Here is a 16,553-nt window from a genome sequence, read left to right as displayed (position 1 = left end):
CGGCGGGTGGAGGACGGGCCAGGGCGAGTACGAGGAGGACAGCGGTGGGCGGAGCGGACGGCAGCGCGGCGGTCGGCGGCGCGCGGATGCCCCGGCTGCGCCTGGACGAGCTGCTGGAGGAGCTCCAGTGGCGGATCGACGCGGCGCGCGGCACCCAGAACCGGGTGCACAGCCTGCTGGAGGCGGTGCTCGCGGTCGGCCGGGAGCTGGACCTCGCCCAGGCGCTGCACCGGATCGTCGAGGCCGCCGCCGACCTGGTGGACGCCCGCTACGCCGCGCTCGGAGTGATCGGCCCGGACGGGCACTCGCTGTCGCAGTTCCTGACGGTGGGACTGTCCGAGGAGGAGATCGCCGAGATCGGCCCGCCGCCGTCCGGCCGGGGCATCCTCGGGGAGTTGATCCGCGACCCGCAGCCGCTGCGCTGCCCGGTGCTGTCCGAGCACCCGGCCTCGGCGGGCTTCCCGCCGAACCATCCGCCGATGCACACCTTCCTCGGGGTGCCGGTGCGGGTGCACGGCGAGGTGTTCGGGAACCTGTACCTCACCGACAAGCGCGGCGGGCTGGACTTCGACACCGACGACGAGGCGGTGATCTCCACCCTGGCGGTCGCGGCCGGGGTGGCGATCGACAACGCCCGGCTGTACGAGGAGGCGCAGTTGCGCCAGCGCTGGCTGCGGGCCAGCGCGGAGATCAGCCGCAGCCTGCTGTCGGGCGCGCCCCGGCTGGAGGTGGTGGAGCTGATCGCCCGCCGGGCCGGGGAGATCGCCGGCGCCGAGCTGGCCGACGTCTCGGTGGCGCTGGACGGTCCGCAGGAGCGGGCGGAGGAGCTGACGGTGGAGGTCGCGCTGGGCGGGGCGCCCGCCGCGCGGCTGGGGGTGACGGTGCCGGTGGACGGCACGCTGTCGGGCGCCGCGTACGCCTCCGGTTCACCGGTGACCAGCGACGACCTGGCCTGCGACGCCCGCTACCCGGCGGGCCCGGCGGGGCGCTTCGACGGGCTGGGCCCGGCGGTTGCGGTGCCGCTGGGCACCGGGGCGGGGTACGGGCGGGGCGTGCTGCTGCTGGCCCGCGCCGCCGGACAGCCGGCCTTCGGGCCGGACGAGACCGGGCCGCTGCTGGGCTTCGCGGACCAGGCGGCGCTGGCCCTGGAGCTGGCCGAGCGGCGGCGCGACGCCGAGCAGCTGACGCTGCTGGAGGACCGTGACCGGATCGCCCGGGACCTGCACGACCTGGCGATCCAGCGGCTGTTCGCGACCGGGATGACGTTGCAGAGCGCGGGCCGGCTGATCGACAGCCCGGCCGCCGCCGACCGGGTCGCCCGCGCGGTGGCGGACCTGGACGAGACCATCAAGATCATCCGGTCGACGATCTTCGGGCTGCGCGCCCACAGCGAGCCCGACCGGGGCCTGCGCGCCCGCGCCACCCGCGTCGTCGCCGAGGCGCAGGGGACGCTCGGCTTCGCGCCCCGGCTGAGCATGGAGGGCCTGCTGGACACCGACGTGCCGCAGGAACTGGCCGACCACGTGGTGGCCGTCCTCGGCGAGGCGCTCAGCAACGCCGCCCGGCACGCGCGGGCGGGCCGGGTGGAGGTGACGCTGCGGGCGCTCGCCGGGCGGGTGTCCCTGGTGGTGGCCGACGACGGGGTGGGCGTACCCGAGGGCGGTCGGCGCAGCGGGCTGCGCAACCTCGCCGAGCGGGCCGAGCGGGTGGGCGGCGCCTTCACGGTCGGGCCCGCCGAGGGCGGCGGCACCCGGCTCTCCTGGGAGGCCCCGCTCAGCTCCTGACGTGCCGTCACCGGGCCTTCGCCCACGCCGCTCCGCACCCTTGCGCACGCCGTCCCTACTCGAACGACCGAACGTCCTCGGGCGGGTTCACACGTCAAGCACGCCCCCCTCGAAGAACGCTCTCAACATCCATTGTCGCCACGCATGTTCGACGGTAGAGTCGCCGTTCGCCGAGCACGGATGAGCATTCGACGGCATCATTTGGGGCGGCCATGTCAATTAATCAGGACACCCTCCAGGTCGTTCCCGACCTGATCCACGCGTTCACGGAAATGGCACGCCGCAATCCCCGGCACCCCGCGATCGTCCAGCGGGGGCGCACCCTCGACTACGGCCGGCTCGCAGAGCTGGCGAACACCCTGGCCAGGCGCCTGGGACCGGACCCCGGCACGGTCTCCGTGCCGGCCGTCCACACGGCCGAAACGGTGGTCGCACTTCTCGGCGTGCTGACCGCCGGGGGCGTGTACTGCCCGATCGATCCGGCATTCCCGGCGGCCCGTCGACACGCCATGGCGACGGCCGCGAACTGCCGCACGGCGATACTCGGCGAAGCCGGCGCGGACCACCAACTCGACGCTCGATTAGTAGAGTTACCCGCCCTCTCGGAATTCCCCGGAGAACCGCCCGGAACCCCTCCGGCGGACCGTGCCGCAAGCGGCCCGGAACATCCGGCCTACATTCTCTTCACGTCGGGTTCGACCGGGCAGCCGAAACCCGTCGCCACTCCCCGCCGGGCCGTCGCGGCCACGGCCCACGCACTGCGCGACCTCTTCCACCTCACCCCCCAGGACCGGGTGCTCCAGTTCGCCTCGCTCAACTGGGACACCTGCTTCGAGGAGATCCTCCCGGCACTCACCGCGGGCGCCACCCTCGTCCTCGACCCCGACGCGCACTGCGGGTCGTTCCCGCGCTTCCTGCGGATGGTCGAGCGCGAGCGGATCACCGTCCTGGACCTGCCGACCGCCTTCTGGCACGAACTCGTCCACCACCTGGTCGACGACCGGGCCGAACTGCCGCCCTGCGTAAGGCTCCTGGTGATCGGCGGGGAGGCCGTCCAACCGGCCCGGCTGGACGACTGGGCCCGGCTGGACACCGGGCGGATCCGGCTGCTGAACACCTACGGCTGCACCGAGACCACCCAGATCACCCACGCCGTCGACCTGTCCGGACCGCTCGCCCGCGAACCGGCCCGGCCCGGCGCCGACCGCGCACCGGCCGCCCGCGCACCGATCGGCCACGCCCTGCCGCACGTCATCGAACGCCTCGGCGAGCAGGGCGAGTTGCTGATCGGCGGGCCCGGCCTCGCGCTCGGCTACCCCGGCCTGCCCGAGGCGACGGCGGCCCGGTTCACCACCGTCGACGGCGAGCGGTACTTCCGCACCGGCGACCGGGTGAGCCGCGGCCCGGACGGCCTGCTCACCCACCAGGGCCGCCTGGACGGCGAATTGAAGGTGCGCGGCGTCCGGGTGGACCCGGCGGAGGTCGAGGCGCACCTCACCGGCCACCCCGAGGTGAGCGCCGCCGCCGTCACCGGCGCCGCCCTGGCCGGCCGCACCACGCTGCTCGCGTACGTCGTGGCGCGGCGGCACGCCTCCCCGCCGGACCTGGCCGGCGAGTTGCTGTCCTACCTGCGGGCCCGGGTACCCGGCCACCTCGTGCCCGGGCGGATCACCGTCGTCCCCCGGCTCGTCCACACCCCCAGCGGCAAGGTCGACCGGGCCGGCTGCCACCTGCGCTACGGCGCCCACGACAGGTCGAAGGAGACCTCCGTTGAGCACTGACCTCACCACCCCCGCCACCCCGCAGGACCTGGTGGCCGTCTTCCGGCGCGTGCTGGAACGCGACGACGTGGCGCCCGACTCCGACTTCTTCGACCTCGGCGGCGACTCGCTGATCGCCACCCGGGTGCTGAGCGCCGTCGCGCGCGGCTACGCCGTCGAGCTCACCTTCGACGAGTTCCTGCTCGGGCCCACTCCCACCGCGCTCGCGCGCAGAATCACGGCCGCGAGATGAACGACCACCCGTTCAACGACCGCCCGTTCAACGGCCGGCAGTTCGACGCGCATCGGCCAGGAGGAACCGCCGTCGTGGTCGGCGCCGGACTGGCCGGGCTCACCGCCGCGACCGGGCTGGCGGCCCACGGCTTCGAGGTGACCGTCCTGGAGGCCCGGGACCGGGTCGGCGGGCGCACCCACGGCATCGAGGCCGCCCCCGGTGTCCTGGTCGACGCCGGAGCCGCCTACCTGGGCGACCGGCACACCGAACTCCTCGCCATGATGGACGAGTTGGGGCTCAAGACCACCCCCACCACGATGTCCGGCGCCAGCCGGTTCGCGCTCGGCAGCGGCAACGACAACCACAACGGCAGCAGCGCCGACGCCGCGACCCGCGACGGCCGGTTCCCGCCGCTCGACGGCGTCGCGCTCGGCGACCTGTTCGACCGGCTGTCCGAACTCACCGCCGCCGTACGGCCGGAGGCACCCTGGCTCACCCCGGACGCCGAACGCCTGGACGCCCTGACCGCCGCCGAGTGGGCCGAGCAGCACCTCACCCACCCCGACGCCCGGCTGTTCTTCCCGTTGTTCCTGGGTGAGATGACGGCCGCCGACCCGGCCGACATCTCCGTCCTCCACCTCGCCTTCTACCTGCGCTCCGGCGGCGGCCTGCGCTACCTCAACGCCTTCGCCGGCGGCGCCCAGCAGGACCGGATCTCCGGCGGCGCCCACCAGGTGTGCGAGCGGCTGGCCGAGCGCCTGGGCCGCCGGGTACGGCTGGGCGAGCCGGTCCGGGCCGTCCACCAGGATGCCGACGCCGTCACCGTGCACACCGACCGCGGCGAACACCGCGCGGACGTCGCCGTCATGGCGCTGCCGCCGCTGCTCGCCGACGCGATCGACTACCGGCCCGGCCTGCCGGTGCGACGGGCCGGCGAGCGCACCGCGCGCGGCTGCGCGGTCAAGGTCCACCTGGTCTACCCGGCGCCGCTGTGGCGCGACCACGGCCTGTCCGGCTGGTCGGTCAACGCCCGGGGGCCACTGCTCTCCACCGTGGACGACTCCCCCGCCGAGGCCGGCATCGGCGTCCTGACCGGCTTCGTCACCGGCGCCGAGGCGCACCGCTTCGCCGCCCTCACTCCGCGGCAGCAACGCGCCGCGGCCGTCGGGCAGGCCGCACAGCTCTTCCCGATGCTCCCCGAGCCGACCGCCTGCCACGTCACCGACTGGCTCAACGACCCGTACAGCCAGGGCTGTTACGCCGCCCTGCTGGGGCCCGGCGACTGGCCGCGGCTCGGCCCGGCGCTGACCGCGCCGCACCACCGGGTGCACTGGGCCGGCACCGAGACCAGCACCGCGTACTTCGGGCTGATGGAGGGCGCGATCCGCTCCGGCCACCGGGTCGTCGCCGACATCCTCGCCCGCACCTGAGACCCGCGCCGGACGTCCGGGTCCGACGCCCGCACCTGAGACCCGCGCCCGACGTCCGGGTCCGACGCCCACTCCTGACGCCCGCGCCCCGAACCCACGCCTGACGCCCCACCCCCGTCCTTCCCCGGCCCTTCCCCCTCCCCGGCGCCGATTCCACGAGAACCCGCGCCCGGCCCCCCCTTCGGGAGACCCCCATGAGCGACCGCAGTTCCATCGCGCCCCTCGCCGCCAGACAGCGGCTGATGACCGAACCCGCCCTGGGCGCGGGCAACTTCCTCGACCACGCCCTCGCGGCCAACCCGCACCGCGCCGTCCCGTCCGTCTTCACCCACCGCACCGACCACCGCGGCGAGGTGGTGCTGCGCGGCCACAGCCTGCTCGACCTGGCCGCGCTGCGCGACCGCTACGCCGCCTGGTACCACGCCAACGGGGTGCGCCCCGGCGAGCCGGTGGGCGTCGTGGTCGGCGAGGGCCTGGAACCGCTGCTGCACTTCCTCGCGCTGACCTCGCTGGGCGCCGTCCCCGCGCTGGTCAACGACGCGATGCGGCACGACGTGCTGGTCCGCTACCTGGACCACGTCGGCGTGGTCGGCGTGGTCGCCGACGACCCCACCCGGCTGGCCGCCGCCTACCGCGAGGACCCGGGCCGCCGCCCGCGCTTCCTCGCCCTGGCCGCCGAGGTGCAGGCCTTCGACGCCGACACCGTCGAGCTGCCCGCCGGCCACCCGTACCGGCACGCCCCGGACGACGTGGTGGCGCTGATCCACTCCTCCGGCACCACCGGCACCCCCAAGTCCACGATGCTGGCGCACCGCCAGTTCTGGGACGGCAAGCAGCCGCGGATGGAGCGCTTCCCCGCCGAGCCGTACGACCGGCTGATGTCGCTGATGCCGCACACCCACGCCGGCGGGCTCAGCTACTTCCTCACCGCGACCCTGCTCGGCCTGCCCACCGTGGTGATGTCCGACTGGCGGCGCGCCGTCGTCGAGCCGGTGATGGAGGCCTTCCAGCCGACCATGGTCGCCTCCTTCCCCCGGACCTTCGTCGAGCTGGCCACCGGCGAACTCCCGGTCCGCGGCGCGGCCCGGGTGCACTCCTGGTTCAACACCGGTGACAGCGCGCACCACGGGCACATCCGCCGCCTGGTGACGCTCGGCGAGCGGCCGGCCGGGCTGATCCGCCCCTGGCTGCTGCCGCAGGACCGGGCCGACCAACCCGCTCTTCCCGGTTCGCAGTTCGTCGACGGCCTGGGCTCCTCCGAGATGGGCATGGCGCTCTTCGGCCAGGTGACCACCCCGGAGAGCGCCCGCGACGACCGCTGCGTCGGCAGGCCGCTGGAGGTGGTCCTGAAGGCCGCCGTGCTCGACCAGGACGGCACCGAACTCCCGGACGGCACGGTCGGTTTGCTCGGCGTGGTCAGCCCCTCCCGGACCCCGGGCTACTGGCACGACCGGCGGCTGACCGAGAGCTTCGAGCTGGCCGGCTACTGGCTCACCGGCGACGTCGCCCGCCGCTCGCCGGACGGCCGGTTCTACCACCTCGACCGCACGGTGGACGTCATCGACACCGCCGACGGCCCGGTCTACAGCCTGCCGATCGAGGAGGTGCTGCTCGCCGACTGCGCCGACCTGGTGCAGGACTGCTCGGTGGTCGGCGTGCCCGGGGCGCCCGGTGAGGGACAACGCCCGGTCGCCGTCGTCCGGTTGCAGGCAGGGGCCGGAGGGGCCGCCGGGGCCGGCGCCGAGGAGGTACAGGACGCGGCGAACAAGGCGCTGGCCGCGGCCGGGCTGGCCGCACTCGCCGCCGTCCGGATCGCCCGCACACCTCAGGACTTCCCGCTCGGACCGACCGGCAAGGTGCTCAAGCGCGAGCTGCGCACCCGCTTCGCGGGCCTCTTCACCGACGTCCGAGCCGACCCCCAGGCAAGCCCTCGAACAGACCCCCTGGTCGGCCCCTCCACCGCCCCCTCCACCGGCCAGTAGCCGGCCGTGGACCACCCCGTGATCCGCCAGCCGTACACGTACGCGCGGACGGCGCTGGTCGAGCCGGACTGGCGGCGGCTGCCGGGCTGGCGCCGCGTCACCGAGGCGCAGTGGCGCGACGCCCAGTGGCAGCGGGCCCACTCGGTGAAGACCGCCCGGCAGCTGCGGGCCGTCGTCGGCGACCGGCTCGCCGACCACTTCTACCGCGAACTCGCCGCCGACCAGGCCGGGTTCGCCACCATGCCGATGCTGCTGCCGCCGCAGCTGCTGAACACCATGGCCCCGGACGCCCCGGCCGACCCGCAGGCCTTCACCGAGGCGTTCCTGGCCGACCCGGTGCGCCGCTACATGCTGCCGGTGCGCACCGACCGGCACCCGCACTGGCCCAGCCATCCCCGGGCCGAGCGGGATTCGCTGCACGAGGCGGACATGTGGGCCGTCGAGGGTCTGACGCATCGTTACCCCACCAAGGTGCTGGCCGAGTTGACCGCCACCTGCCCGCAGTACTGCGGCCAGTGCACCCGGATGGACCTGGTCGGCACCTCGACGCCCCAGGTGGCCAAGACCCGGCTGCTGCTGCGCCCCGCCGACCGGCAGGAGCAGATGCTCGACTACCTCAAGCGCACCCCCGCCGTGCGCGACGTGGTGCTGTCCGGCGGCGACCTCGCCAACGTCCCCTGGCCCCGGCTGGAGTCCTTCCTGCTGAGGCTGCTGGACCTCGGCACCGTCCGGGACATCCGGCTGGCCAGCAAGGCCGTGGTCGGCCTGCCCCAGCACTGGCTGCAACCGCAGTTGCTGGACGGCCTGGCCCGGGTCGCCGAACTGGCCGCCCGCCGCGCGGTCAACCTGGCCGTGCACACCCACGCCAACCACGTGCGCTCGATCACCCCGCTGGTCGCCGAGGCGGCCCGGGCCCTGCTGGACGCGGGCGTGCGGGACGTCCGCAACCAGGGCGTGCTGATGCGGGGCGTCAACGACACCGCCGAGGACCTGCTCGACCTCTGCTTCGCCCTCCAGGGCGAGGCGAACATTCTGCCGTACTACTTCTACCTCTGCGACGTGATCCCGGGCGCCGAGCACTGGCGGACGCCGCTGCACCAGGCGCAGCGCCTCCAGGAGGCGATCATGGGCTACCTGCCCGGCTACGCGACCCCGCGCCTGGTCTGCGACGTCCCGCACGTCGGCAAGCGCTGGGTGCACCAGGCGGTGGCCTACGACCGCGAGCTCGGCATCTCGTACTGGACCAAGAACTACCGCACCGGCCTGGAGAGCGGCGGCGGCCAGGACGCCCCGCTCGACCGGCGCCACCCCTACTACGACCCGGTGGACACCCTCCCGGAGACCGGCCGCCGCTGGTGGTCCGAGCCGTCCACCGCACGAGGAGCGCGATGAGCACCCCCGCCCCGAGCCCCGACCCGAGCCCCGCCCCTCCCCGGGACGGCGAACTGCGCCGCCTGTGCTGGATCTTCCCCGACCGCGAGTCCTCCCGGATGGCCGCGATGTGGCACGGCTTCTTCTGGGACCTCTACGCCGAGAGCGCCGCCGACCTCGGCCTGCGCTGGACCAGGCACGCGCCGGAGGCCGTCACGGTGGACGCCACCGGGCCCGGCCGCCCCCGGGTCTACGTGGACGACGAGCCGGTCACCCCCGAGGACACCCTGTTCATCACCGCGCTCTACTCGCTGCCGTACCAGTCGATGGACGTCTTCAACCAGTACGCGCTGTACGCGGTGCTCGAACAGGCCGGGTTCTACCTGCCGTTCCCGCCGCAGGTCTCGCTGATCGGCAACGACAAGCTGGCCACCCTGCTGTTCCTGGGCGGCTCCCCGGTGCCGACCATCCCGACGGTGCGGATCGGCACCGGCCGGGACATCAGCAAGCACGGCTACGAGGTGGGCCTGCGGAACATGACCTACCCCGCGATCGTCAAACCCGCCGGCTGGTGCGGCGGCGGCGGGATCAACCTGGCCCGCGGCCCCGAGGACGTCCGGGGCCTGGCCAGCCTCGCCCAGGGCGGCGACACCACGCTGGTGGTCCAGCCCTACCTGGGCGACGGCACGATCGACTACCGGGTGTACGTCGTCGACAGCGAGCCGTACGCGGTGATGAAGCGGACCCCGGAGCCCGGCTCCCCGGTCGCCAACGCCAGCCGGGGTGGCGCCATGGAGTTCCCGCCGGTGCCGCCCGAACTCGCCGCTGCCACCGCCTGGTTCGCCGAGCGGCTGCCGATCCCGTTCTTCTGCGTCGACTTCCTGTACGACGGCGAGCGGTACTGGTTCTCCGAACTGGAACCGGACGGCGTGATCGCCCCCGACCTCACCGACCCGGACCGCACCCTCCAACGTGACGTCACCCGCGCCCGCTTCGCCGCCTACCGCGACGGCCACGCCAGGTGGCTCGCGGACGGCGCCCGCCCGCTCACCCTCGACCCCGCCCGAAGCCCCGCCCCCACCCCCGCCCCCACCTCCAACCGCGACCGCGACCTCGACCTCCGGACGGACTCCCGATGACCGCCTCCTTCTCCCTGCCCCCCGAGGCCGCCGAGCCCCGCCTGCACGTGGCCCGGCGCACCCTGGAGCGGCTGCGCAGCGTCCCCGACCTGGCCCCGCGCTACGCCAGCCACGTCAACGTCCACACCCTCGACCGGCTCGCCACGCTCCCGCCCCTGGCGAAGGACGACCTCAACACCGCCCTCGCCCACCTGGAGCCCGCCGCCGACCAGGCCGCCACCTGGCTGTTCCAGAGCGGCGGCAGCACCGGCGCCCCCCAGGTCGGCTACGCCCCCACCGGCTTCTACATGGCCGGCGTGCACGCCCACTGGCAGCCGCTCGACCGGACGGACGTCTTCGTCAACGCCTGGGGCGCCGGCCGGATGTGGGGCGCGCACTTCCTCGCCGCCGCGCTCGCCGACCTCTCCGGCTGCCGGATCATCGCGCTCGGCTCGGTCGCCGCCGAGGAGTACGGCGACTGGCTGGCCTTCCTGGCCGCGCGCCGGGTGACGGCCATCGGCGGGACGCCCAGCGTGCTGCGGCTCTGGTTCGCGCACGCCCGCGCCGCCGGCATCCGACTCCCCTCCCTGCGCAAGGTGTTGTGGCTCGGCGAGGCCTGGCAGCCCCAACTCGACGAGGACCTCGCCGGGGTGGCGCCCGAGGCGCGGCGCTGGGGCATGTTCGGCAGCACCGAGACCTGGGTGGTGGCCACCAACACCCCCGACTGCCCGGCCGACACCTTCCACCCGCTGCCCGACCAGCTGGTCCACGCCGACGCCGGCGGCCTGCTCGACTTCACCACCCTCAACCCCGAGATGCTCAACCCCGTGCTGCGCTACCGCACCGGCGACGCGGGCGAGTTGACCGACTGCCCGTGCGGGCGACCGGGCCCGGCGATGCGGGTGCTGGGCCGACGCGACAACGTCGTCCAGGTCCGCGGCCTCGGACTGGACGTGGCCGAACTGATCGCCCGGGCCGAGCGCGACCCGGGCGTGGCCCGGGCCCAGGTGGTGCTGACCGAACAGCGCGGCCGGGCCACCGGGGTGGAGGTCCTGCTGCTCACCGGCGGGACGGGCGCCACCCCCGACGCCGAGCGGCTGCGCAAGGAGCTGTTCACCGCCACCTTCACGCTCAGCACCGCCTTCCAGCACGACCCGGAGTCCTTCCGGGTACGGCCGGTCGAGGAGCTGATCAGCAACGGCCGCACCGGCAAGACCGCCGGGCTGGTCCTGCGGGAGGGTGCGTGAAGTCCGACCGGACGGGCGAGGGCGTGACGTCCGACCCGGTGGGAGGCGGGACGGCGCCCGAGCGGCCGGCGCCGCTGGGCCGGGGCTTCGACCTGTTCTGGGCCGGGCAGACCGTCAGCCTGGTCGGCGACAAGGTCACCGTGTTCGTCGTCCCGACCCTGATGATCTTCGTTCTGCACGCCTCCGCCCTCCAGGTCGGCGTGGTGGCGATGGCCCAGTACCTCGGCATCCCGCTGCTCGGGCCGGTCGCCGGGGTGCTGGTCGACCGCTGGGACAAGCGCCGCACCATGCTCGGCTGCGACCTGGTCCGGCTGGCGGCGGTGGCCGCGATCCCGCTCGCGTACTGGCTCGACGTGCTGTCCACCCCGCTGCTGTTCGGCTGCGTGGCGGTGATCAGCGGCGCGACGATCTTCTTCAATGTCGGCTACCTGGTCGCCGTCCCCGCCGTGGTGCCCGAGGACGGCATGGTCCGCGCGTACTCCCGGCTGGAGGGCAGCGGCTCGGTCGCCGAGGTCGCCGGCCCCTCCATCGCCGCCGCCCTGTACAGCGCGCTCGGGGTGGCCGCCCTGCTGGTGGACGCGGCCAGCTACCTGGTCTCGGCCGTCTGCTTCCGGTACATGAGCCCGTGGGGCGAGCGGACGGTCGAACCCGGCTCGATCCGGGACCGGCTGACCCTCGGCTTCCGGCTCAACTGGGCGGACCCGGTGCTGCGCCGGGTGGTGCTGGCGGCCGTCACGCTCAACTGCGGCGGGCCGGTCTTCGTCACCGTCCTGCCCGTCCTCGCCTACCGGGGCCTGGGCGTGACGGTCGGCGCCTTCGGCGCGGCCATGTCGGTGGCCGCGCTCGGAGCGCTGATCGGCGCCCTGGTCGCCCCGCGGCTCAGCCGGCGGTTCGGCCTGGGGCGGACGATGGCCTGGTCGCTGCTGCTGCACTGCCTGGCCGGCCTCGGCCTGCTCGCCGCGCCCGCACTGCCGCCCGGGCCGGTGATCGCGGTGACCATGGGCTGCTACGGGTTCTTCATGTCCTGCATCAACGTGTGCAGCGCGCCCACCCGGCAGGCCCGGATGACCGCCCGCAACCAGGGCGTCATGCACGCCGCCTTCCGGACCGTCACCTGGGGCGTGATCCCGCTCGCCGCGCTGGTCGGCGGCCTGGCCGTCACCCTGCTCACCGGCCCGCTGGGCATCCTGGACGCGGCCCGGGCGGTGATGGCGGGCGGCACCCTGCTGGCCGCCTGTTCCTTCCTCCCCGCCCTCGGCCTCCAGCCGCTGCTGGACGCCGCCGGGCGCGAGGCCGCCGCCCCCGGGGAGCTCGCGGAGAGCGCGTCATGAGCGGCGGGAGCGCCGGGAGCGCTGGGGGCGCTGGGGGCGCCGGGAGCGCCGGGAGCGGCGCCAAGGCCGGGAGCGCCGACGGGAAGGTCCTGCTGATCACCGGGACGTCCTCCGGCATCGGCCTGGCCACCGCCGTCGCGGCGGCCCGGGCCGGGTACCGCACGGTGGCCACCCTGCGCGAACCCGGCCGCGCCGGGGAGCTCCGGCGGGCCGCCGAGGCCGCCGGCGTCACCGTGGACGTCCGCCGCCTCGACGTCACCGACCCCGGCTCGATCGCCGCCTGCCTGGACGGCGTGGCCCGGACGTACGGGCGGCTGGACGCCGTGGTCAACAACGCGGGCGTCTCCAACTCCGACCCGACCCTGGAGATGTCCACCGACGCGGCGCTGCGGGCCAACCTGGAGGTCAACTTCTTCGGGGTGGCCGCGGTCAGCCGGGCCGCGCTGCCGCTGCTGCGGGCCGCCGCAGGCCGCCTGGTCGCCGTCGGCAGCGTGCACGGCGTGGTCGGTCAGCCGTTCAACGAGGCCTACTGCGCCGCCAAGTTCGCCGTCGAGGGGTTCCTGGAGGCGCTCGCCCCGGTCGCGGCGGCGCACGGCGTCCAGGTCTCGGTGGTCGTCCCCGGCTACGTCCCGGACACCCGGTTCGGGGTCTTTCCGGACATCGACCGCGGCACCGTCCAGGCCGCCTCCGGCCCGTACGCGCCCACCTTCGCCGGCTACCTGGACTGGATCGGCGGCCAGGGCTGGGAGTCGGCCGGCCAGCCCGCCCGGGAGGTCGCCGAGGTCGTCGTGCGGACCCTGCTCTCCGACCGGCCGCCCTTCCGGGTGCCCGCCAACCAGTGGGCCGCCGACTACCTGGCCGCCAAACTCGCCGACCCGGACGGCTCCACCGTCCAGTCCCTCGCCCGGACCTGGCTCGGGCAGCCCGAAGCACGCCTCCAAGCGCGAGTCGAAGCACCCCCCGCAGCACCCGCCGAAGCACCCCCCGCCGCACCCTCCTCCTGAGCAAGGGACCCGACCACCATGCCCGCCAAGCCCCTGGCCGAGCTGATCGCCTTCGCCCGCGCCAACTCGCCGTTCTACGCCGAGCTGTACCGCGACCTGCCCCCCGCCGCCGAGCGCCTCGACCAGCTCCCCGTCATCGACCAGGCCGCCTTCTGGGCCGCCAACACCTGGCCCGACAACCGCGTCCTGACCGGCCCGCTCAGCGACGCCGGCATCTACAAGACCGGCGGCACCACCGGCGTCCCCAAGTTCTCGCCCTGGACCCGCACCGAGCACGCCGACTCGGTCACCGCCTTCGGCGCCGGACTCGTCCGGGCCGGCCTGCGGCCCGGGCACCGGGTCGCCAACCTCTTCACGGCCGGCGAACTCTACGGCGGCTTCCTCTACATCGAGGGCGCCCTGCACCACGCCCCCGTGGACAACGTCCGCCTGGGCGTCGGCGGCGCCGCCCCCGACCCGTACATCGCCGACCTCATCACCGGCTTCGGCGTCCACGTGCTGGCCGGCGAGCCGATGAAGCTCAGCGCCGTCGCCGAGTGCCTGGTCCAGCGCGGGGAGACGGCCGACGGGGTCGAACTGCTGCTGTTCGGCGGCGACCTGCTCTTCGCCGACCTGCGGCCGATCCTCGCCCGGGCCTTCCCCCACGCCGCCGTCGCCTCCGTCGGCTACGCCTCCAACGACGCCGGGCTGGTCGGCTCGCCCGTCCCCGGCGACGACGTCCGGGTGCACGAGGCCTTCGCGCACCGCACGGTGGTGGAGCTCGTCGACGACGTCACCGGCAAGACGATCACCACGCCCAGGACTCCCGGCCGGGTCGTCGTCACCAACCTGTTCCGCACCCTGATGCCGATCCTGCGCTACCCGACCGGCGACCGCGCCGAGTGGACCGACGCCCGCTGCCGCCGCTTCCGCCTGCTCGGCCGCTCCACCGAGGGCGCCCGGGTCGGCACCGTCGCCATGCCCACCGAGGAGATCCGCGCCGTCCTGCTCGCCGCCGACCCGGAGCGCCACATCACCGGCATGCAGCTCGTGCAGCGCCGCTGGGCCGGGCGCGACGGCCTGATCCTGCGCCTCGGCTACACCGGGCAGCGGCCGGCCCCCGAGCTCGCCGACCGGCTCGTCGAGGCCGTGTACACGGCCCGGCCGCTCTACCCCGACGAGGTCGCGCTGGGCAGCATCCACGACCTCGCGGTCGAGTGGGTGCCGCGCTCCGAACTGGTCACCAACCCGCGCACCGGCAAGCTCCAGCAGGTGCTGGACGAGCGTCCACGGTCCTGACCGGGAGGTGACGACGGGGGCCGGGCAGCGGTGAGGGGCCGGGCGCTCAGTCGGTCTGCGGCCGGCCCCCGATCACCACGCTCTGCCCGCGGAACTCGGCGATGGCCTTCCCGTCCGCCCGCCGGACCGTCACGTCGTAGACCCCGCCGCGCCCGGCCCGCGACCGCTCCACCGCCTCCGCCACCAGTTCGTCCCCGACCGCCGCCGGGGCCAGGAAGACGACCTGCGCCGCCTGCGCGACCGTCACCGGGCCGTGGCTGTTGCAGGCGAACGCGAACGCGGCGTCGGCGAGCAGGAACAGGAAGCCGCCGTGCGCCGTCCCGTGGCCGTTCACCATCGTCGCGGCCACCGTCATCCGCGTCACCGCTCGACCGGCGGACACCTCGTCCAGCGCGATGCCCAGCAGCCGACAGGTCTCGTCCCGCGCGTAGAGGGCGGCGGTCCCGGGGTCGAGCATGGCGTCCTGTTCCCTCCGTCGACGGCGTCCCGAGCCAGCCTAGGGCACGGCGCCCGCCCGCCGTCCGGGGGAACTCGGCCACGCCGCCCCGCCGTTCGGCCCGCCCCGCCGCCCGCCGACCCTAAGGTCTGTCCGGCAAGATCCGCCGGACAGGCCCTGGCCTGCTCAGGTTCCCCGAGCGCAAGGACGGCTGATGGCCCAGAAGTCACCCGCGACCGCCACCCCACCGGGCCCCGCCGAGATCCCGTCGGCGCAGCCGCCCAGCGGATCCGTGACGGCCCTGCGGATCGGGGCCGCCGTGGCCGGCGCGCTGCCCTCCGTGGTGCTGCGGCTGGCCGGGGTGCACCTGGCGCCCGTGCCGGGCATGGTGGTCTTCGGCCTCGGCGTCCTGGCGGCGGCGCTCCTGCTGATGTGGGCCGCGGAGACCGCCCGGGCCGACATCTCCGGCCCGCTCGCCCTGGCCCTGCTGGCGTTCATCGCCGTCCTGCCCGAGTACGCCGTCGACCTCTACTTCGCGTACGCGGCCGGCACCCGGCCCGAGTACGCCGCCTACGCGGCCGCCAACATGACCGGCGCCAACCGGCTGCTGGTCGGCGTCGGCTGGCCACTGGTCGCCCTCGCCTCCTCCTTCGCCGCCCGGCGCCGCGGCGCCGCCCCCGGGATCACCCTGCGGGAGCACCGCCGGATCGACACCGCCTTCCTCGGCGCCGCCGCCCTGGTGGCCTTCGTGATGCCGCTGACCCGGCAGATCTCCTGGGTGCTCGCGGTCGTCCTGATCGCCTGGTACGGCTACTACCTCTTCCGGGTCAGCCGCTGTAGCGAGGACGACGAGGAGGAACTCATCGGCGTTCCGGCCCGGTTGGCCGCCCTCCCCCGGCAGCGCCGCCGGGCGACCACCGTCCTGGTGTTCGCGGTCGCGGCCGGGGTGATCTTCGCCTGCGCCGAGCCCTTCGCCACCTCGCTGGTCGACGCCGGCGCCTCGCTCGGCATCGACCGCTTCCTGCTGGTGCAGTGGCTGGCCCCGCTCGCCTCCGAGGCGCCCGAGCTGATCGTCGCGGTCGTCTTCGCCTGGCGGCTGCGCGGGGACGACGGCCTCGGCGCGCTGCTCTCCAGCAAGGTCAACCAGTGGACCCTGCTGATCGGCTGCCTCCCGCTCGCCTACCTGGCCGGCGGCGGCGCGGCCTCCCTCCCGCTGGTCGAACGCCAGGTGGACGAGGTACTGCTGACCGCCGCGCAGACCGTCCTGGCCGTGGTGCTCCTGCTCGACCTTCGGTTCCTGCCCTGGAAGGCCGGGCTGCTGTTCGCCCTGTTCGCCGTCCAGTTCGCCCTCCCCGGCGAGTCCGCCCGGGTCGCCCTCAGCTGGGTCTACCTCGCCCTGGCCGTCCCGCTCCTCGCCGTACACCTGCGCCAACTCCCGCCGACCGTCCGCGCCTTGGCGGGCCGCATCGAGGGCGATCTGCACTAGTACTGCAACGGTGATTACCGTGACGGTTGTCGGGTTAGCTCGTTGAGCTGTTCATGCGTGGGGACATATCCGAGATCGATGCTCGTCGCTG

The 16,553-nt window shown here is 74.6% G+C and carries 13 protein-coding genes; 12 read left to right on the top strand and 1 reads right to left on the bottom strand.

Annotated features, from left to right (window positions below):
* Positions 1-86: 86 nt before the first annotated feature.
* The 11 genes from AC07AL_RS34110 to AC07AL_RS34060 all read left to right on the top strand — a co-directional run bounded on the left by AC07AL_RS34110 (position 87) and on the right by AC07AL_RS34060 (position 14,540).
* On the top strand, positions 87-1,784 hold the full coding sequence (locus AC07AL_RS34110) for a sensor histidine kinase (protein WP_363629897.1): 1,698 nt from the start codon (positions 87-89) through the stop codon (positions 1,782-1,784).
* A gap of 212 nt (positions 1,785-1,996) precedes the next feature.
* On the top strand, positions 1,997-3,565 hold the full coding sequence (locus AC07AL_RS34105) for an AMP-binding protein (protein ID WP_478319295.1): 1,569 nt from the start codon (positions 1,997-1,999) through the stop codon (positions 3,563-3,565).
* Positions 3,555-3,797, top strand: a complete 243-nt coding sequence (locus AC07AL_RS34100; protein ID WP_363584735.1) for an acyl carrier protein — start codon at positions 3,555-3,557, stop codon at positions 3,795-3,797. Before AC07AL_RS34105 ends, AC07AL_RS34100 begins: the two co-directional genes overlap by 11 nt.
* Positions 3,794-5,209: a flavin monoamine oxidase family protein gene (locus AC07AL_RS34095; protein WP_478319294.1), complete on the top strand. Its 1,416-nt coding sequence runs from the start codon at positions 3,794-3,796 to the stop codon at positions 5,207-5,209. Before AC07AL_RS34100 ends, AC07AL_RS34095 begins: the two co-directional genes overlap by 4 nt.
* A 194-nt stretch (positions 5,210-5,403) precedes the next feature.
* A complete protein-coding gene (locus tag AC07AL_RS34090; RefSeq protein ID WP_478319293.1) occupies positions 5,404-7,191 on the top strand; it encodes a class I adenylate-forming enzyme family protein in 1,788 nt (595 codons plus the stop codon).
* Positions 7,192-7,197: 6 nt separating this feature from the next.
* Positions 7,198-8,583: a KamA family radical SAM protein gene (locus AC07AL_RS34085; RefSeq protein ID WP_400802760.1), complete on the top strand. Its 1,386-nt coding sequence runs from the start codon at positions 7,198-7,200 to the stop codon at positions 8,581-8,583.
* Entirely contained in the window at positions 8,580-9,701 is a 1,122-nt protein-coding gene (locus tag AC07AL_RS34080) for an ATP-grasp domain-containing protein (RefSeq protein WP_478319292.1), read from the top strand. Before AC07AL_RS34085 ends, AC07AL_RS34080 begins: the two co-directional genes overlap by 4 nt.
* Positions 9,698-10,927, top strand: a complete 1,230-nt coding sequence (locus tag AC07AL_RS34075; RefSeq protein WP_478319291.1) for an AMP-binding protein — start codon at positions 9,698-9,700, stop codon at positions 10,925-10,927. The genes AC07AL_RS34080 and AC07AL_RS34075 overlap by 4 nt, the downstream gene beginning before the upstream one ends.
* Complete coding sequence (locus tag AC07AL_RS34070) at positions 10,924-12,258, top strand: MFS transporter (protein WP_363629819.1); 1,335 nt, start codon at positions 10,924-10,926, stop codon at positions 12,256-12,258. The genes AC07AL_RS34075 and AC07AL_RS34070 overlap by 4 nt, the downstream gene beginning before the upstream one ends.
* On the top strand, positions 12,255-13,262 hold the full coding sequence (locus AC07AL_RS34065) for an SDR family NAD(P)-dependent oxidoreductase (RefSeq protein WP_478319290.1): 1,008 nt from the start codon (positions 12,255-12,257) through the stop codon (positions 13,260-13,262). The genes AC07AL_RS34070 and AC07AL_RS34065 overlap by 4 nt, the downstream gene beginning before the upstream one ends.
* 18 nt (positions 13,263-13,280) lie before the next feature.
* Positions 13,281-14,540, top strand: coding sequence for a phenylacetate--CoA ligase family protein (locus AC07AL_RS34060; protein WP_363584719.1), 1,260 nt, complete (start codon positions 13,281-13,283; stop codon positions 14,538-14,540).
* A gap of 46 nt (positions 14,541-14,586) precedes the next feature.
* Here AC07AL_RS34060 and paaI read toward each other — a convergent pair whose 3' ends face one another.
* On the bottom strand, positions 14,587-14,997 hold the full coding sequence (gene paaI / locus AC07AL_RS34055; protein WP_363584717.1) for a hydroxyphenylacetyl-CoA thioesterase PaaI: 411 nt from the start codon (positions 14,995-14,997) through the stop codon (positions 14,587-14,589).
* Positions 14,998-15,190: 193 nt separating this feature from the next.
* Here paaI and AC07AL_RS34050 point away from each other — a divergent pair, with 193 nt between their 5' ends.
* Positions 15,191-16,462, top strand: coding sequence for a hypothetical protein (locus tag AC07AL_RS34050; protein WP_478319289.1), 1,272 nt, complete (start codon positions 15,191-15,193; stop codon positions 16,460-16,462).
* The last annotated feature ends 91 nt before the right edge of the window (positions 16,463-16,553 follow it).

This window comes from Kitasatospora sp. NPDC043949, assembly GCF_056435365.1.
This window is presented reverse-complemented; position numbering and strand designations above follow the sequence as displayed.